Source organism: Candidimonas humi (assembly GCF_019166065.1).
In the GTDB taxonomy this organism is placed as follows: domain Bacteria; phylum Pseudomonadota; class Gammaproteobacteria; order Burkholderiales; family Burkholderiaceae_B; genus Candidimonas; species Candidimonas humi.
The window spans coordinates 65,428-83,173 of sequence record NZ_JAHTBN010000005.1 but is presented as its reverse complement, the minus strand read 5'-3'; the positions used below and the strand labels follow the sequence as shown (position 1 = coordinate 83,173).

Genomic DNA, 17,746 nt, shown 5'->3' with positions numbered 1-17,746 from the left:
GCCGAGGGCCCGGCCCGCGCAGCCTCCGTGGTTCCGCGCCGGTCCGGCGCCACGCAAAAACCCTTGCGGCGCAGAGCTAGAATAAAAGCCTTCCCGCACACACGGTTACGGAGACTCATGATGGCCGGCATTCCGATGTACCAGGCGTCCATTGCGACGCTGACTCGTAGTCTGAAGATCCTCGACACCATTCTCGCCAAAGGGGCGGCGCATGCCGAGGCGCACAAGATAGACCCGGCGGTGCTGATCGGCAGCCGGCTGTACCCCGACATGTTCGCGCTGGCCCGCCAGGTGCAGGTCGCCACCGACACGGCGAAAGGCTGTGCGGCGCGGCTGGCCGGGGTGGAAACACCCAAGTTCGAAGATACGGAAACCACCTTCCCCGAACTGTCGGCGCGCATCGCCAAGACGATAGACTTTCTGGCGAGCGTCCGCCCTGAACAAATCGATGGCTCGGAACACCGGGAAATAGTGCTCAAGCTGGGCAAGCATGCCATTACATTCGACGGGCAGGCATACTTGCTGAATTTCGTGCTGCCCAATTTCTACTTCCATGTGACGACCGCTTACGACATTCTGCGCCACTGCGGCGTCGAAGTCGGAAAAATGGATTTCCTGGGCAGCCTGTCCGCGTAGCGCCGTTCAGGGGCCGCGACGAACACGGGGGCCGCCCGGGCCTCCATGCCGCCCTTTTCCCGCCGCATCGTTTACCCAATCCCGGCCGCCGATGGCCGGGATTGCCGGACGCCGCCTTTTTCGGGGCCTCCGGCCGCCACGCTTGACGCCTCCGCCTCCTCTGCCACACCTGGCACACCCGCCAAACCGGCGACACCCGCCGCGATGCACCGATGCCCCACGCCATCGGCCTTTCCCGCCCGCGGCGCACTATTTCACATTAGTTTGATCCGCATCAAAGTATTGCCCGATGCACCCCGGTAAGCTGATGCTCGTCCGTTCGGGGAGTTTTCATGCAGGACGAGTATTACAACGATAAGGTGGTGCGCCAGTTTCTGTTGGCCGCCGCAGTTTGGGGAATCATAGGCATGTCGGTGGGCGTGCTGGCCGCGGCCCAGTTGATGTGGCCGGCATTGAATTTCAATGTCCCGTGGCTGACCTTCAGCCGCATCCGGCCCGATCACACTTTCGGCGTCATTTTCGCGTTTGGCGGCTCGGCGCTGATGGGCACCTGCTACTACGTCGTGCAGCGCACCGGCCATGCCCGGCTCGCCTGCGGACGGCTGGCCGGCTTTACCTTCTGGGGCTGGCAACTGATCTGCGTGCTGGCGATGACGACCATGCCGCTGGGGATCACCCAGAGCAAGGAATACGCCGAGCCGGAATGGTTCATCGATATTCTCATCGCCGTGGTCTGGGTGTCATTCGGCGTGGTGTTCTTCGCCAGCCTGGCGCGCCGGCGCATCCGCCACATCTACGTGGCCTGCTGGTACTACGGCGCCTTCATCATCGCGGTGGGCCTGCTGCACATCGTCAACAACCTGGCGATACCGGTGTCGCTGACCAAGTCCTACCCGATCTATTCGGGCGTGGTCGACGCCATGGTGCAGTGGTGGTACGGGCACAATGCCGTGGCCTTCTTCCTGACCGCCGGGTTCCTGGGCATGATGTACTACTTCGTGCCGCGCCAGGCCCAGCAGCCGTTGTGGAGCTACCGCTTTTCCATAGTGAATTTCTGGGCGCTGATCTCGGTCTACATGTGGGCCGGTTCGCACCACCTGATGTACACCGCACTGCCGGACTGGGTGCAATCGGTGGGCATGGCCTTCTCGCTGGTACTGCTGATGCCGAGCTGGGGTTCGGCGGCCAATGGCCTGCTGACCTTCAACGGTTCCTGGCACCGGTTGCGCAGCGACCCCGCCGCGAAGTTCATGGTGCTTGCGCTGGTGTTCTATGCCGCCTCGACTTTCGAAGGCTCGATGATGGCGATCAAGTCGGTGAACTCGCTGTCGCACTACACCGACTGGACCATAGCGCACGTGCATTCAGGCTCGCTGGGCTGGGTGGCGATGATCACCATAGGCTCGCTGTACGCGATGGCGCCGCGCGCCCTGGGACGTCCGGCGATGCATTCGCACAAGGCCATGGAACTGCACTTCTGGCTGCACCTGGCCGGGACACTGCTGTACGTGGCCTCGATGTGGGCGGCCGGCATCACCGAGGGCATCATGTGGCGCGCCACCCTGCCCGACGGATCGCTGACCTACTCCTTCCTGGACAGCCTGATCGCGATCAAGCCGCTGTACCTGTTGCGCTGGCTGGGCGGGGTGCTGATTCTTTCGGGCATGTGGGTCATGGCCTGGAATCTCTGGTACACCGCGGCGGCGGCGCGGGCCCGGCTGATCACGCCGATCCCCGTGCCCATACCCGATCCCGAGCCACGGCAGGAGCCGGCCCCCATTCCCGCTCCCGCCTGAGGCGCCGCGGATCCACCGGCACGATACCCAGGGGAAACACAGGCGGCAACTTCCCGCGATACCCCGGAAAGCACGGGATCCCGGGGGCTAGCGGCAAACGACATGGCGGGCAACACCATCCGATATCAGTGACAGGCAGCGGTGCGGCGCGCAAACAAGGCGTGCCGCCGGCGACCAGGGGCGCACCGCGGCCAAGGACAAGCAAATGGCTTACAGGCATTTTGAATTCATAGAGAAACACGCCGGAATGCTGGGCATTCTGACCGCCGTCATGGTGTCTTTCGGCGGCCTGGCGGAAATCACGCCCATATTCATGCAGGCCCATGAAATCAAGGCTCCGGCCGGGGTCCAGCCCTACGACGTGCTGCGCCTGGCCGGACGCGACGTGTATGTGCGCGAGGGCTGCTATCTATGCCACTCGCAGATGATCCGCGCGCAGCGCTTCGAAACGCAGCGCTACGGCCACTACTCCACCGCCGAGGAGTCGGTCTACGACCGGCCGTTCCAGTGGGGCTCCAAGCGCACCGGGCCGGACCTGGCACGGGTCGGTGGCAAGTACTCGGACCAGTGGCAGTTCATGCACCTGATGGACCCGCGCCAGGTGGTGCCGCAGTCCAATATGCCGGGCTATCCGTGGCTGGCGCGCACCGCCATCGATCCGTCGGACATGCAGGCGCGGCTGCGGGCGCTGCGCCGCCTGGGCGACCCCTACAGCGACGCCGATATCGCGGCGGCGCCCAAGATGCTGGCGGGCAAGACCGAAATGGACGCGCTCATCGCCTACCTGCAGGGCCTGGGCATCAAGAACGAACCGACGGCCGCGGCCAAGGGGAATGCGCAATGAATCCGCTCTGGGGACACTTCGTGGGGATATTCATACTGCTGATGATGGCGGTCTTCATCGGCATCTGGATCTGGGCCTGGCAGGGCAGCCACAGGCCTGTGTTCAGCCGCATGGCGCAACTGCCCATGCTGGACGACATGGATCAGGCATGGCCGGACTACGCAAGGCCGGGCCGCGCCGCGACGATTCATGGGCAGGCTGGCGCGCAAGCGGCCGCGCGGCGTGGGGAGGGCCGGCCATGAGCATGGGATGGTCATTGTGGGTTATGTTCCTGGTGGTGCTGAACCTGGGCATTTCACTGTTCCTGTTCCTGTGGGGACCGCGCGCCAAGATCCCTACCCGCGACGACGGCACCACCGGCCATGTCTGGGCGCACGGGGTGTTGCGCGAGGGCGTGCGGCCACTGCCGCGCTGGTGGCTGGCGCTGTCCGGAGCGATGTTCGCGGCGGCCTTCGCCTACCTGGTGCTGTATCCCGGGTTCGGAAGCTTCGGCGGCACGCTGGGCTGGACATCCCACGGCGAGCTGGCGCGCGACACGGCCGCCAACCAGGCCCGCGCGGACGGCCTGACGCAGCGCCTGGGCGCCCAACCGGTGGAGCAACTGGCCACCGACTCGCAGGCCCTGCAGCTAGGCCGTCGCCTGTTCGGCGACAACTGTGCGGCCTGCCATGGCGTGCAGGCGCGCGGCAACCAGAAGCTCGGCGCCCCCGATCTCACCGACCAGGACTGGCTGTACGGCGGCAGTCCCAAGGACATCGTCGCGTCCATCCATAATGGCCGCGGCGGCGTCATGCCCGCCTGGGCCGCCATGGGCGAGCAAACCGTCAAGAACCTGGCCCAGTATGTGCTGGGCCTGTCAGGCGCGCCGCACGACGCGGCCATGGCCAAGGCGGCCGAGCCCTTGTTCAAGACCACCTGCGCGGCCTGCCACGGCGCACAAGGCCAGGGCAACCCCATGCTGGGCGCGCCCCGGCTCAGCGACAGCATCTGGCTGCACGGCGGCACGCTGGCCGACATCGAAAAAAGTATCCATGACGGGCGCCAGGGGCATATGCCGGCATGGGGATCGAGGCTCGACAAAGAGCAAATACAAGCGGTAGCCGCGTATGTCTACCATCTTTCGCACAGCGATGCGGCGGCCGGCAGCGACGTCCGCCGCTGATCCCCGGCGCGCAGGCTGGCAGCGCCAGCCCGTGCTGTGGCTGGGGCTGCTGGTGTTCGTTGCGGCGCTGGCCGGCTGCGTCTGGATCATCGTCGCCAGCCACCGCCATGCCGATACGCCGCTGCCGACCGCGCGCACCGTCTTCGGCGTTCCCCTGTCCGCGGCCCCGGAACCTGGCGGCGAGGCGGCGCGATGAAGCAGCCCGCGGTCCCCGATGAGCCTGCGAGCCCCGCGCCCTTGCCCGGGCAGGATGCGGCGCAAGGCAAGCGAGCCTGCCCGCCGGACGTGGGCTCCACGGCCCTGTGGTCCGACCCGCGGCTGGCCGCGCAGGTGCTGCGCAAGCGCCGCGATGGCTGGGTCGAGGCCGCCCTGCGCACCGAGCCGCTGGACGATGCCCGACAAGTGTTGCGGCTGGAGCAGATCATCCAGGCCTTGCCGGGAATTCGGCGCGTCTCCATCGACGTGCCCGCGCGCCGCGCGCGCGTGATCTGGGACGCCCGCAGGCTGTCTCTGGACGATCTGCTGCGGGCCTGCGCCGGCGCCGGCTACCGCGCCAGGCCTTTGCGCCGCGACAGCATCGACGACGGCCATGTCGACGAGCGCCACGATATTCTCAAGCGCCTGCTGGTGGCGGGCATGTGCTCGATGCAGGTCATGACTTTCGCCTTCGTGATCTACATCGGCGCGGTCGACATGGTCGACTTCAGCACGCGCGGCCTGTTCCGCTGGCTGTGCCTGCTGGTGACGATCCCCTGCGTGGGCTATTCGGCCGTGCCCTTCTACCGCAACGCCTGGCGGGAATTGCGCCGGCTCCGCCTGGGCATAGACCTGCCGGTCACGCTGGCCATCGTGCCGGTGTTCCTGGCCAGCGCCTTCAATACCTGGCGCGGGCAAGGCGAGATCTATTTCGACTCGGTCGGCATGTTCATCTTCCTGCTGCTGGGCGCACGCTACCTGGAATTGCGCACGCGACACCATAGCGCGGCGCAGGCCGACGCGGCGCTGGACGCCACGCCGCTGCTGGCCCGCCGCTATGTCCCGGGCGGCGCCCTCGAGACCGTGCCGGCCGAGCAACTACTGCCGGGCGACCGCGTATGGATAGCGCCGGGCGGCATCGTGCCCGCCGATGGCCGGCTGGAAAGCCCCGAGGCTCGCCTGGACGAATCCCTGCTGTCCGGAGAATCGCGCCCGGTACCGCACAGGCGCGGTGCATGCCTGGCGGCCGGCAGCCTGTTGCTGGACGGCCCCGCCGTGATCGTGGTGGAACAAGGCTCCGGATCCGGTGCCGCGGCGCGGATCGAGGCGCTCGAAGGCCGGCGCCGCCCGAGCATGCCGGGCCCGGACGGCCACGCCCATCGCTACGTCCTGGCCATCCTGCTGCTGGCGCTGCTGACCGCCGCGGGCTGGCTGCTCGCCGAGCCGAGCCGCGCCTTCGAGGCCACCGTGGCTGTGCTGGTGGCCGCCTGCCCCTGCGCCTTCGCCCTGGCGGCCCCGGCAACCTTGACGCGCGCCATGGGCGCGCTGGCCACGCAAGGGGTCTTGGTCAATGACGCGGCGGCACTGGCCAGCCTGGCGCGGGTCGACGCCGCGCTGTTCGACAAGACCGGCACCCTGACGCTGCCGCCCATGCCAGGCGGTGATGTATCAAGCCCTACCCATCCCATCGCCGTGCACCAAGACGCCGCGAGGCCGGCGCCCCCCGCCGCCGCGCGCAGCGACGCCGCAGAGCCGATCGACATTCACGGCGCCGAGGCCGCGGAATATCCGCGCCCCGAGGCCCGCGCCGTGCTCGACGCCTTGCGCTCCGATGGCGTCTCGATACGCATCGCCAGCGGCGACGCGCCCGAACGGGTCGCGGCGCTGGCCGCCCGCCTGGGGGTGGACGAATGGCACGCCCGCCTGCGCCCCGAAGACAAGCTGGCGCTGCTGGACGCCCTGCGCGCGGCCGGCCACGTCACGCTGGCCGTGGGCGACGGCAGCAATGACGCCCCCGTGCTGGCCGCCGCCGACGTTTCAGCCGCACCGGCCAGCGCCACCGACCTAGCGCAATCGCGTGCGGGCATGCTGCTGCTGGACGGGCGCCTCGACGGCTTGACCAGGGCCCGCGCCGCCGCCCGCAAGGCCATGAAGCTGGTAGCCCAGAGCCAGCGCTGGTCGCTGTTCTATAACCTGTGCGCCGTCCCTCCGGCCGCCCTGGGCTGGGTGCCGCCCTGGCTGGCGGCCCTGGGCATGTCCGCCAGCTCGCTGCTGGTGGCAATGAACGCGCTGCGCGCAGGCCGCGCCGCGCCGGGAGCCCGTCCCGCCGACGCATGCCCGGATACCCAGGGTCCGCATAAGCAGGATCCGCAATCCCGGCAGGCCTCCGCCCCCTACCCCCATGCCGGCGCGCCCGCTTTCCAGGCCGGCCCGGCGTCCGCCTCGCATCCATGAACAGCCTGCTGATCCTGATTCCCGTCACCCTGATGATCGTGCTGCTGGCCGCGGCGATCTTCTTCTGGGCGGTCAACCATCAGCAGTTCGACGATCTCGAAAGCCCGGGCTTCATGCCGCTGCTGGAAGACCCGCCGCCCGATCCCGATCCCGATTCCGACCATCAACCCCGAACTACAAGGAGTACATCATGAAGACATCCCGCCGCAGTTTCCTGATCGCAGGCGCCGGCCTGGCCTCGTCCGTGGCCCTGGGCGGCCGTGCACTGGCCGGCCCGGCCAAGCTGGAGGAAAGCGACCCGGTGGCGATCGGCCTGGGCTACAGGCACGACGCCACGCTGATCGACAAGGCTGCGCAGCCCAAGTACTCGCCCGGCGAACATTGCGGCAACTGCCAGTTGTTCCAGGGCCAGGCCGGCGAGCAATGGGGCCCCTGTCCGATCTTCGCCGGCAAGCTGGTGGCCACCGCCGGCTGGTGCAGCGCCTACGCGAAAAAGGCCTGAATCCAAGGGGCGTCCGGCCCCGCCCGGGGGCTCACAATTGGTATCCGGGAATACAAGCCCACACAATAAATGAGGGCCCCCTTTCCCCTTTCCATCCCACGCGCAGCCAATCCGTTGCAAAATAGGCACCCGTGCGCGTGGTTCCAGGGGCCCGCGCGCACGGGTACCGCGCGCCAGGCCCGACCGGCACGGCCCGCGGCCCAGGCATCTCCGGCAAGCCCGCACAGACGGCGCCGGCCGCCGCCCGCTCGCACCCCTAGCCCGGATACACTGGACGCCGGATGGAAAATTCCACTCTTTATTTCCGCACCTTCCTGCTGCTGCTGACGGCAGTCACCATCGCCTTCATCGTCGTACTGCTGCCCTACTACAGCGCGATATTCTGGGGCGCGATCCTGGCCATCGTGTTCGGCCCCATGCACAGGCGGCTGCTGGCCAGGTTCCACGGCCATCGCAACCTGGCGGCGCTGGCCTCGCTGCTCATCATCATCCTGATCGTGATCCTGCCGCTGATCTTCGTCTCCGGCGCACTGATCCAGGAAGGCGCGGCGATCTACAAGCGCATCAGTTCCGGCCAGTTCGACCTGGGCGCCTACTTCGAGCAGATCGTCAATGCCCTGCCCGCGTCGGTGCACAGCCTGCTCGACCGCTACGGCGTGGGCGACGTCTTCAGCCTGCAGGACAAGCTGTCGGCGGCCGCCCTGCAGGGCAGCAAGTTCCTGGCCTCGCAGGCGGTCAATGTGGGCCAGCACACTTTCGAGTTCCTCATCAGCATGGGCGTGATGCTCTACCTGCTGTACTTCCTGCTGCGCGACGGGCCGCAGCTGGCGCGGCACAGCAAGCTGCTGATCCCGCTGAGCGACGACCACCAGGTCCACTTGTACCGCAAGTTCACCACGGTGGTGCGCGCCACGGTCAAGGGCAATATCGCGGTGGCTTGCACGCAAGGCCTGCTGGGAGGCCTGATATTCTGGTTCCTCGGCATCCAGGGCGCGCTGCTGTGGGGCGTGCTGATGGGGTTCCTGTCGCTGCTGCCCGCCGTGGGCGCGGCGCTGATCTGGATGCCGGTCGCGGTCTACTTCCTGGTCACCGGCGCGATCTGGCAAGGCGTGGTGCTGATCCTGTTCTGCGTGCTGGTGATAGGCCTGGTGGACAATGTGCTGCGGCCCGTGCTGGTGGGCAAGGACACCAAAATACCCGACTACGTCATTCTCATTTCCACGCTGGGCGGCCTGACCGTCTTCGGCCTGAACGGCTTCGTGATCGGCCCGCTGTGCGCGGCGCTGTTCATCGCCTGCTGGGACCTGTTCCCTTCGGCCATCCGCAAGCACCAGGAGTCCTGATCCGCGGCTCGGCGCGCCCGCAGTTCAGAGCCGCCGGTGCCGGCGATGCCCGGCGTCCGTGCGCCCGGATTCCCCGGCGCCCGAATTGCACTATTCCCGTCCGGTGCCATAATTCCAGGCATGGAAACAGGCGCGGCGCAAGGGTGCGCCGAGGCCGACAAGACAAAGGACATCCATGCTTGGCAACATCGACATCATAGGCAGGCTGCTGCTGGGGGCCCTGCTGGGCAGCCTGATCGGCTTCGAACGCGAACGGCTGTCGTGGGCCGCGGGCCTGCGCACGCACATGCTGGTGTGCGTGGGTTCGACACTGATCATGATCGTATCGGCATTCGGCTTCCACGACATCCTGGGTGCGGAACACGTAGTGCTCGACCCTTCCCGCATCGCCGCCCAGGTCGTCTCGGGCATAGGCTTCCTGGGCGCGGGCTCGATCCTGCTGCGCGGCGAAGTCATACGCGGGCTGACCACCGCGGCCAGCCTCTGGTCGGTGGCCGCCATCGGACTGGCGGTCGGCGGCGGCATGTACACCGCCTCGATCGCGGCCACCATCATCATCCTCATCATCCTGGCCGGCATCAAGCCGCTGGAACAGCGCTACATCGCCGCCCGCCAGGAACGCCGGGTGCGCCTGCTGGTCACGCACGGCTCGCTGAACCTGAAGGCGCTGCACGACACGCTCGGCTCCACCGGCAGCCGCGTCAAGGAATTCGTGGTCCAGCAAAGCAACGAATCGGAAGACCTCGACGAAGTGCGCATCACGCTGTCGCGCGTCTCGCCCACGCAATACAGCCGCATCCGCGAACGCCTCAAGGCCGTGCCCGGCGTATGCGAGATGCAGGACGACACACAATAAGGCCACAGGCAGCCGCCCGTGGCGGCTGCCTCCGCCGCCTGCCGGCCGCGCCCCATGCGGGCACACGCCGCGACACCCATAACACCATCACGTAAACGCCAAGGCAAGTACCCATGACACATGCATCCCGCGCATCGCAGCCCGCCGCGGCCGGCCCCGGCGAGCTGGCGCCGGACGGCGCCTGCGACGCCCACATCCATATCTACGACAAGCGCTATCCTTCGCAGGCGCATGGCCTGCAGCCGCCGCGCTTTCTGGGCGTGCCCGCATACCTGGAACTGCGGCGCAGGCTGAACCTGCAAAGAACGGTGGTGGTCACGCCCGGCATCTACGGCACCGACAACCGGGTCACGCTGCAGGCCATATCCGACCTGGGCCCCGAATCGGCCCGCGGCGTCGCGGTGCTGCACCCCGATGTGGCCGAGGCGGAACTCGACGTCTTGCACGCCGGCGGCATCCGCGGCGTGCGCTTCACCCTGTTCAACCCCAAGACCGCCGTCACGGGCTTCGACATGATCGAGCCCATGGCGCAGCGCATACAGCGCCTGGGCTGGCATGTGCAACTGCACTTGACGGCGCAACAGATCGTCGAGCACGCCGCGCTGCTCGAGCGGCTGCCCGGCACGCTGGTCTTCGATCACATGCTGCGCCTGCCCAAGGGCGCGGGGCCGGACCATCCGGCGCTGGACATCGTCGCCGGCCTGCTCGCCCGCGGCAATACCTGGGTCAAACTGTCAGGCGCCTACCTGAATTCGCAACGTGCAGACTATGCCGACACGGTGCCCGTCGCGCAGGCGCTGACAGCCCTGGCGCCACGCCGCATGGTTTGGGGCTCGGACTGGCCGCACCCCACCGAATCGGGCGCCGGCCCCGACGACACGGCGCTCTTTGCGCTGCTCGGGCAATGGGTTCCCGACACGGCCGCCAGGCGCCGCGTGCTGGTGGACAATCCGGCGGAACTCTACGGGTTCTAGACGCCCGCGGCACGACGCGCCGCCGCGCATCACTTGACCCGCTGCTTTTCCAGCTTGCGCGCCAGGGTGCGGCGGTGCATGCCCAGCCTGCGCGCGGTCTCGGAAATATTGAAACCGGTCTGCGCCAAGGTTTCGTGGATACGTTCCCATTCCAGCGTCTTGATGGAAGTGGGACGTTTCGTGACGCTGACCTCGGTGTCGCCGTCGGCGCGCTCGAAAGCCGACTCGATGTCGTCGGTATTCGAAGGCTTGACCAGGTAATGGCGCGCGCCCAGCTTGATGGCTTCCACCGCCGTGGCGATGCTGGCAAAACCGGTCAGCACCACGATGTTCATATCGTCGTCATGCGCGCGCAGGGCCTGCACGCAGGCCAGGCCGCTGGCTTCGCCCCGCAGCTTCAGGTCCACCACCGCGTAGCCTGGCGCGTGCCCGGCCAGCAGGGATTGCACGCCCTCGAGGCTGGCGGCGTGCAGCACCGCGTAGCCGCGCCGCTCGAACGAACGGCCCAGCGTGCGGGCGAAGGCCTCGTCGTCCTCGACGATCAGCAACAGGCGGCTCGCGCCTTGCGGATGGGTCGGCTCAGCCGGCATCGAGTTCTCCCTCGGTTTCGTCCTCGTCGGGCGTCAGGGATTCCAGCGGCAGAATCAAGCTTACCACCGCCCCGCCCTCGGGCAGATTGGCAGCATGCACACGCCCGCCCAGCGTACGGGCCACATTGACCACCAGGAACAGGCCCAAGCCCCCGCCCGGGCGCCCCTTGCTGGACTGGTAAGGCTTGCCCAGTTGCGCCAGCATGGCGGGCTCGAAACCCAGCCCGCGGTCGGTGATGTCCAGGCGCAGGTCGGCGCCGTCGCGGCGCACGCGCAGGCCCACATATTCCGGCGAAGCTTCCAGCGCGTTGTCCAGCACATTGCATATCATCTGCTTGAGCGCCGAATCGGAAATAATGCGCAGATCCAGTCCGAACTCGTTGCGGTAGTCGAGTATCGGCATGGCGCCGGGCCGGGTGGCGCGCCATTCGGCGACGAGGTCGTCGAGAAAGCCGCACACGGTGGTCTCGACCGGCGCCTCGCCGCGCGCCTCGCCGGCCGACAGCAGGATGCTGCTGACGATGGACTTGCAGCGCAGCACCTGGCTCTGCATCTCGCCGATTTCCAGCACCAGCTCCGGATCGCCGGCAAAGGCCGGCATGCGGCGCCAGTCGCCCAGGATCACGGCCAGCGTGGACAGCGGCGTGCCCAGTTCGTGCGCTGCACCCGAAGCCAGCAGGCCCATGCGCACGATGTGCTCTTCTTCGGCGGCGCGCTGGCGCAGATCGGCCAGGTGGGCGTCGCGCGCGCGCAGATTGTGGCTGATGCGGCTGACGAAGACCACCAGCAGCACCGCATTGATGGCAAGACACACCAGCATGCCCTGGATATACACGCTGGCCATGCCGCTGTCGTGGTCCAGCGCCAGCGACAGCGGCGGCGCCGTGAAGGCCAGGCCGCCGACGCAGCAGGCGGCCGCGGCGACCAGGGTCCAGATGCTCCAGGACTTGAGCAGCATTGCGCCCAGAGTCACCTGCAGCAGGTACAGGAAGACGAAAGGATTGGTGATGCCGCCGCTAAGATAAAGCTGGGCGGTCAGCATGCAGACATCGACCAGCATGGCGGCCAGCAGCTCGCCATTGGCCACTTCGTGGCGCAAGCGCAGGCGCAGCATGCTGGCGGCATTGAACAGCACCAGGCAGCCCAGCACCGCAAGCATGCTGCGCAGCGGCAAGTGAATATCGAAACCCTGGTAGACCACCGAGATGGTGGCCAACTGCCCCAGCACCGCGATCCAGCGCAACTGGATCAATTGCTGCATGTTCTTGTGGCCGGTATTGTCCAGGCTACGCCCGGCAATGCGCCGTTCCCCGGGCGCCAGGCCGGCCGCGGCGGGCAAAGGGGCCGGGGGATCTGTCTTCGCGATGCTCATAGGCGCAAAGTTTATTCCTTGCGCGGACCGCCTTCCAAATGGCGCCCGGCCGCGGGGAGCGGAGCTGCGGACAGGTCGTCACGAACCCCGCGCTCGTAGTCGTCCAGGCCGCCATCCGGATCGCGGCGGCGGCGCCGCTCGTCGCGGGCGACATAGTAGGCCGCGCCCGCCACCATCAGCGCCAGGGCGTACCAGGTAATGGCATAGACCAGGTGGTTGTTGTAGAAGTGGATCACGGTCAGGCCGCCTGTCGGCTCGCCGGGAGCAGCAGGCGAGACCGCGGCGGCGTCGACGAAATACGGAGCCACCCGCGCCGCGGGCAGGCCGCGCGCGGCGGCGATGGCCGCGACATCGCGCGAATACCAGCGGCCGGCCGCCGGATCGTTCTTGCGCAGGAAGGCGCCGCCGGGTTCGGTGACGCGCAGCAGCCCCGTCACCGGGCCGGCCGCGGGCGGCGGAATCGCCGCTGTGCGCTGGTCTTCGGGCACGAAGCCGCGATTGACCAGCACGATGCTGCCGTCGGCGCGGCGCAATGGCGTCAGCACCCAGAAGCCTCCGCCCAGCTCGGTAACTGCCTTGACCAGGGTGTCCTTGCCGGCGAGCCACTCGCCCTGCAGCGTGACGCGGCGGTATTCATCGGCATCCGCGCTGATGCGCGGCCAGTCCGAGGGACCGGGGGCCGCGACGGGCGTGGCGTGCACGCGCCGATCGACGCGCGCAATCAGGTCCAGCTTCCAGGCGCGGCGCTGCACCTGCCAGGTGCCGAGACCGAAAAACAGGCAGAACAGCAACAGGCCGGCCAGCGCCAGGCACACCAGGCTGCCGGCGCCGCGGCGGGGAACCGCGGCGCGCCCGGGCTCGGGCGCCCGCGAGGGCGAAGCCTGGCCGGGCTTGGCGCCGGAGCGGGTCGGCGACATTGCGATCAAGACATTTTCATGCCGTGCATGGACGGCATCATATTGGCGTTCATGTGATACATGACCCAGAGCGAGCCGCTCAGCGTGATGATCACCAGCACAATGGTGAAGATCAGCGCCAGCATGTTCCAGCCGCCTTCGGACTTGGCGTTCATGTGCAGGAAATAAATCATATGCACGACGATCTGGACGGCGCCCAGGCCCAGCAGCAGCATGGCAGTGATGCTGGAATTCTCGAAGACCTTGTCCATCACCAGCCAGAACGGGATGGCGGTGAGAATCACGGCCAGGACGAAGCCGGTCAGGTAGCTGCGGAAGGTGCCGTGGCTCGCGCCATCGTCGTGATCGTGGTGCGCGGCGTGGCCGTCGCCCGCGCCGTGCGCGGTGGTGGAATGATCGCTCATGGCAGCACTCCCATCAGGTAGACAAAGGTGAAGACGCCGATCCAGACCACGTCCAGGAAGTGCCAGAACATCGACAGGCACATCAGGCGGCGGCGGTTTTCCGGGATCAGGCCATGCTTGCACACCTGCACCATCAGGGTGATCAGCCAGATGATGCCGCAGGTCACGTGCAAGCCGTGGGTGCCGACCAGCGTGAAGAAAGCGGACAGGAAGGCGCTGCGCTGCGGGCCGGCGCCGATGTGGATCATGTGCAGGAACTCGGTGATCTCCAGCCCTATGAAGATCGCGCCCAGCACGCCGGTGATGGCCAGCCAGCCCAGCATCGCGCCGCGGCGGTTCTCGCGCATCACCACCATGGCAAAACCGTAGGTGATCGACGACAGCAGCAGCATCGAGGTGTTCAGCGCCACCATCGGCAGCTCGAACAGGTCGGCGCCCGAAGGGCCGGCCGCGTAGCTGCGGCCCAGCACCCCGTAGGTGGCGAACAGGCAGGCGAAGATGAGGCAATCGCTCATCAGGTACACCCAGAAGCCCAGCAAAGTGCCGTTCTGCGGGTGGGTTTCTTCTTTCACATAGAAGTTCAGCTCGCCGGACGCGGCGGCGGACTTGGAGACGGCGTAGGAATCAGACATGTTGGGCAAGCAGTCGGGTACGTTCGGCTTCGACGCGGGCCACATCCTCGGCGGGGATGTAGTAATCGCGCTTGTAGTTGAAGGTATGGCCTATGGCCACGGCGAGCGCGGCGACCGCCAGGACGATCACCGGGATCCACATATGCCAGATCAGGGTGAAGCCCAGCGCAGTGCACAGGCCGGCCAGGATGATGCCGGCGCCGGTATTGGCGGGCATGTGGATGGGCAGGAACCCGTCCAGCGGACGCGCGGCGCCGCGCTGCTTCATCTGCCACCAGGCATCGCCGTCATGCACCTGGGGAGTGAAGGCGTAGTTGTAGGCGGGCGGCGGCGAAGAGGTCGACCATTCCAGCGTGCGGCCGTCCCAGGGATCGCCGGTGGTGTCGCGCAACTGCTCGCGGCGGCGGATACTGACGAAAAGCTGGATCAGGAAGCTGGCTATGCCCAGCGCGATCAGCAAGGCGCCGAATGCGGCGATCTGGAACCAGATCTGCAGCGAGGGGTCGTCGAAATGATTCAGGCGCCGGGTCACGCCCATCAGGCCCAGCACATACAAGGGCATGAAGGCGAAATAGAAACCGACGAACCAGAACCAGAACGAGCACTTGCCCCAGAACGGATCCAGCTTGAAGCCGAAGGCCTTGGGAAACCAGTAGGTGATGCCTGCCATCATGCCGAACAGCACGCCGCCGATGATCACGTTATGGAAGTGGGCCACCAGGAACAGGCTGTTGTGCAGCAGGAAATCGTTGGGGGGCACCGCCAGCATCACGCCCGTCATGCCGCCGATCACGAAGGTGATCATGAAACCCACCGTCCACAGCATCGGCACGTCGTAGCGGATGCGGCCGCGATACATCGTGAACATCCAGTTGAAGATCTTCGCCCCTGTCGGTATCGAGATGATCATCGTCGTGATGCCGAAGAAGGAATTGACGCTGGCTCCCGAGCCCATGGTGAAGAAGTGGTGCAGCCACACCAGGTAGGACAGCACGGTGATCACGACCGTGGCATACACCATCGAGGTGTAGCCGAACAGGCGCTTGCCGCTGTAGGTGGAGACGACTTCGGAATAGACGCCGAAAGCGGGCAGTATCAGGATGTAGACCTCGGGATGACCCCAGATCCAGATCAGGTTCACGTACATCATCGGGTTGCCGCCCAGGCTGTTGGTGAAGAAGTTGGTGCCCGCGTAGCGGTCCAGCATCAACAAGGCCAGCACAGCCGTCAGCACCGGGAAGGCGGCGACGATCAGCACATTGGTGCACAGCGAGGTCCAGGTGAAGACGGGCATCTTCATCAGGGACATGCCGGGCGCGCGCATCTTGATGATGGTGACCATCAAGTTGATGCCCGACAGCAGTGTCCCTATCCCCGCCACCTGCAGCGCCCATATGTAATAGTCGACCCCCACGTCCGCGCTCTGCGGCAGGTCGGACAGGGGCGGCATGGCCAGCCAGCCGGTGCGGGCGAACTCGCCGACGAACAGCGAGCACATCACCAGGATGGCGCCGCCCGTGGTCATCCAGAAACTGAAATTGTTCAGGAACGGGAAGGCCACGTCGCGCGCACCGATCTGCAGCGGCACGATGTAGTTCATCAGGCCCGTGACCAGCGGCATGGCGACGAAGAAGATCATGATCACGCCGTGGGCTGTGAAGATCTGGTCGTAGTGATGCGGCGGCAGGTAGCCGGCGTCGCTGCCGAACGCGACCGCCTGCTGCAGGCGCATCATGACAGCGTCCGAGAAGCCGCGCAGCAGCATCACGATGGCCAGCACGATGTACATGATGCCGATTTTCTTGTGGTCGATGCTGGTGAACCATTCGCGCCACAAGTAGCCCCACTGCTTGAAATAGGTGATGGCGCCCAGCAGCGCCAGGCCGCCCAGCGCCACGAAGCAGAAGGTCCATACCAGGATGGGTTCGTGGTAGGGAATCGCGTCCAGCGTAAGCCGGCCGAATATCAGTTTGGTGATTTGCTCAGGCATTTTGTTTCAAGCACTTTTTGTTCAGGCACTTCGGGTTGCCACGGCGGGCGCGCCCGGCGGAAAAACGGACCGTGCGGCGAGTCACGAAACCTCGCCATCGACGCCCACGGCGCCCGCGGGATTGCGCGCGGTGCAGATGGCGCCCACATATTTGCGTGCGGGCGAGTCGGCCAGGCCCAGGCGCAGCTGTTCGGGCAGCTCGCTGGCCACGTTGGCCATGCCCGGCAGCCCCATGCCGCCGCGCTCGTCGATGGCCGCCATCTGGTCCAGGCACATATGCTTGCTGTCCACGCAGCGGTTGAGAATGACGCGATACAGGCCGGCCTCGACATGCCCGTAGTGGCGCACCGGGTCGCGCTTGCTGGGCTTGTCCAGTTCCAGATAGGCCTTGCGGTCCAGCGTATCGCCGCCGCTGCGGACCTGGGCCACCCACTTGTCGAAGTCGCCGGTGCTCATGCCGTAGAACTTGAAGTTCATGTCCGAAAAGCCCGCGCCGCTGTAGTTGGCCGACATGCCCTGGTAGGTGCCGGTCTTGTTGATGACCGCGTTCAGCTGGGTTTCCATGCCCGGCATGGTGTAGATCATGCCGGCCAGTGCAGGCACGAAGAAGGCATTCATCACCGTCGAGGAGGTCAGCTTGAACTGCAGCGGACGGTCGACCGGCGCCGCCAGCTCGTTGACCGTGGCCACGCCCAGCTCGGGATAGATGAACAGCCACTTCCAGTCCATCGACACCACGTCCACTTCCAGCGGCTTCAGGTTGGCGGGCACGGAATGGCCCGCGGCCAGGCGGTCCAGCGGGCGGTAGGGATCCAGCTTGTGCGTGCCCACCCAGGTGATCGCCCCCAGCGCGATAATGATCACCAGCGGCGCCGACCAGATCATCAGCTCGATGCGGGTCGAATGGCTCCATTCCGGGTCGTAGTCGTCGCGCTGGTTCGAGGCCCGATAGCGCCAGGCGAACAGCAGTATGAAGAAAATCACGGGGACGATGATCAACAGCATCAAGGCCGTGGAGACGATGATCAAGTTGCGCTGCTGGATCGCCACGTCCCCCGACGGAGACAACAGGACGGCGTTGCAGCCGCTCAGCAAGAGCGTGGCGGCCAGCAGGGGAAGCAGCAGCAATCTGCGCGGGGGTTTGGGTAGGGGCATCGCGTAAAACGAGACTAAGCACGAAAGCATGAGAACTTACTGCTGTTGCTGCACTGCGACAATTGGACATTTTGTCCAATGGCACATTCTGCCGGGGCTGGTGTAGTCTAGAAAAATGGCGGAATTTAGCCCCACAAAGGGGA

At 66.5% G+C, this 17,746-nt stretch carries 19 protein-coding genes; 12 read left to right on the top strand and 7 right to left on the bottom strand.

Features of this window, described 5'->3' with window-relative positions; all coding sequences use genetic code 11:
* The first annotated feature begins 117 nt into the window (after window positions 1-117).
* The 12 genes from KVP10_RS13200 (at window position 118) to KVP10_RS13145 (ending at window position 10,543) form a co-directional block, all read left to right on the top strand.
* Window positions 118-636 carry a DUF1993 domain-containing protein gene (locus tag KVP10_RS13200; RefSeq protein WP_246600650.1) on the top strand — a complete coding sequence of 173 codons (519 nt, stop codon included), beginning with the start codon at window positions 118-120 and terminating at the stop codon, window positions 634-636.
* Window positions 637-968: 332 nt separating this feature from the next.
* Entirely contained in the window at window positions 969-2,432 is a 1,464-nt protein-coding gene (ccoN, locus tag KVP10_RS13195; protein ID WP_217965076.1) for a cytochrome-c oxidase, cbb3-type subunit I, read from the top strand.
* Between the two features lie 205 nt (window positions 2,433-2,637).
* Window positions 2,638-3,276 carry a cytochrome-c oxidase, cbb3-type subunit II gene (gene ccoO, locus KVP10_RS13190; protein ID WP_217965075.1) on the top strand — a complete coding sequence of 213 codons (639 nt, stop codon included), beginning with the start codon at window positions 2,638-2,640 and terminating at the stop codon, window positions 3,274-3,276.
* Window positions 3,273-3,518, top strand: coding sequence for a cbb3-type cytochrome oxidase subunit 3 (locus KVP10_RS13185; RefSeq protein ID WP_217965074.1), 246 nt, complete (start codon window positions 3,273-3,275; stop codon window positions 3,516-3,518). The genes ccoO and KVP10_RS13185 overlap by 4 nt, the downstream gene beginning before the upstream one ends.
* Window positions 3,515-4,438, top strand: coding sequence for a cytochrome-c oxidase, cbb3-type subunit III (ccoP, locus tag KVP10_RS13180; protein ID WP_217965073.1), 924 nt, complete (start codon window positions 3,515-3,517; stop codon window positions 4,436-4,438). The genes KVP10_RS13185 and ccoP overlap by 4 nt, the downstream gene beginning before the upstream one ends.
* Before the next feature lie 31 nt (window positions 4,439-4,469).
* Window positions 4,470-4,634: a hypothetical protein gene (locus tag KVP10_RS13175; RefSeq protein WP_217965072.1), complete on the top strand. Its 165-nt coding sequence runs from the start codon at window positions 4,470-4,472 to the stop codon at window positions 4,632-4,634.
* Entirely contained in the window at window positions 4,631-6,868 is a 2,238-nt protein-coding gene (locus KVP10_RS13170; RefSeq protein ID WP_217965071.1) for a heavy metal translocating P-type ATPase, read from the top strand. The genes KVP10_RS13175 and KVP10_RS13170 overlap by 4 nt, the downstream gene beginning before the upstream one ends.
* On the top strand, window positions 6,865-7,062 hold the full coding sequence (gene ccoS, locus KVP10_RS13165) for a cbb3-type cytochrome oxidase assembly protein CcoS (RefSeq protein WP_217965070.1): 198 nt from the start codon (window positions 6,865-6,867) through the stop codon (window positions 7,060-7,062). The genes KVP10_RS13170 and ccoS overlap by 4 nt, the downstream gene beginning before the upstream one ends.
* Complete coding sequence (locus KVP10_RS13160; RefSeq protein ID WP_217965069.1) at window positions 7,059-7,370, top strand: high-potential iron-sulfur protein; 312 nt, start codon at window positions 7,059-7,061, stop codon at window positions 7,368-7,370. Before ccoS ends, KVP10_RS13160 begins: the two co-directional genes overlap by 4 nt.
* Before the next feature lie 281 nt (window positions 7,371-7,651).
* A complete protein-coding gene (locus KVP10_RS13155) occupies window positions 7,652-8,713 on the top strand; it encodes an AI-2E family transporter (RefSeq protein ID WP_217965068.1) in 1,062 nt (353 codons plus the stop codon).
* A gap of 175 nt (window positions 8,714-8,888) precedes the next feature.
* Window positions 8,889-9,569, top strand: coding sequence for an MgtC/SapB family protein (locus KVP10_RS13150; RefSeq protein WP_217965067.1), 681 nt, complete (start codon window positions 8,889-8,891; stop codon window positions 9,567-9,569).
* Window positions 9,570-9,682: 113 nt separating this feature from the next.
* Window positions 9,683-10,543 (top strand): amidohydrolase family protein, encoded by an 861-nt coding sequence (locus KVP10_RS13145; RefSeq protein ID WP_217965066.1) that lies wholly within the window; start codon window positions 9,683-9,685, stop codon window positions 10,541-10,543.
* A gap of 29 nt (window positions 10,544-10,572) precedes the next feature.
* Here the strand turns inward: KVP10_RS13145 and KVP10_RS13140 are convergent, their stop codons facing one another.
* The 7 genes from KVP10_RS13140 to cyoA all read right to left on the bottom strand — a co-directional run bounded on the left by KVP10_RS13140 (window position 10,573) and on the right by cyoA (window position 17,603).
* Window positions 10,573-11,133, bottom strand: coding sequence for a response regulator transcription factor (locus KVP10_RS13140; RefSeq protein ID WP_217965065.1), 561 nt, complete (start codon window positions 11,131-11,133; stop codon window positions 10,573-10,575).
* A complete protein-coding gene (locus tag KVP10_RS13135) occupies window positions 11,123-12,505 on the bottom strand; it encodes an ATP-binding protein (RefSeq protein WP_217965064.1) in 1,383 nt (460 codons plus the stop codon). The genes KVP10_RS13140 and KVP10_RS13135 overlap by 11 nt, the downstream gene beginning before the upstream one ends.
* 11 nt (window positions 12,506-12,516) lie before the next feature.
* Window positions 12,517-13,422 (bottom strand): SURF1 family protein, encoded by a 906-nt coding sequence (locus tag KVP10_RS13130; RefSeq protein ID WP_217965248.1) that lies wholly within the window; start codon window positions 13,420-13,422, stop codon window positions 12,517-12,519.
* Window positions 13,423-13,427: 5 nt separating this feature from the next.
* Complete coding sequence (cyoD, locus tag KVP10_RS13125; RefSeq protein WP_217965063.1) at window positions 13,428-13,826, bottom strand: cytochrome o ubiquinol oxidase subunit IV; 399 nt, start codon at window positions 13,824-13,826, stop codon at window positions 13,428-13,430.
* Window positions 13,823-14,458, bottom strand: a complete 636-nt coding sequence (gene cyoC, locus KVP10_RS13120) for a cytochrome o ubiquinol oxidase subunit III (RefSeq protein ID WP_217965062.1) — start codon at window positions 14,456-14,458, stop codon at window positions 13,823-13,825. Before cyoC ends, cyoD begins: the two co-directional genes overlap by 4 nt.
* On the bottom strand, window positions 14,451-16,448 hold the full coding sequence (gene cyoB / locus KVP10_RS13115) for a cytochrome o ubiquinol oxidase subunit I (RefSeq protein WP_217965061.1): 1,998 nt from the start codon (window positions 16,446-16,448) through the stop codon (window positions 14,451-14,453). Before cyoB ends, cyoC begins: the two co-directional genes overlap by 8 nt.
* 81 nt (window positions 16,449-16,529) lie before the next feature.
* Window positions 16,530-17,603 (bottom strand): ubiquinol oxidase subunit II, encoded by a 1,074-nt coding sequence (gene cyoA, locus KVP10_RS13110; protein ID WP_217965060.1) that lies wholly within the window; start codon window positions 17,601-17,603, stop codon window positions 16,530-16,532.
* Window positions 17,604-17,746: the final 143 nt, after the last annotated feature.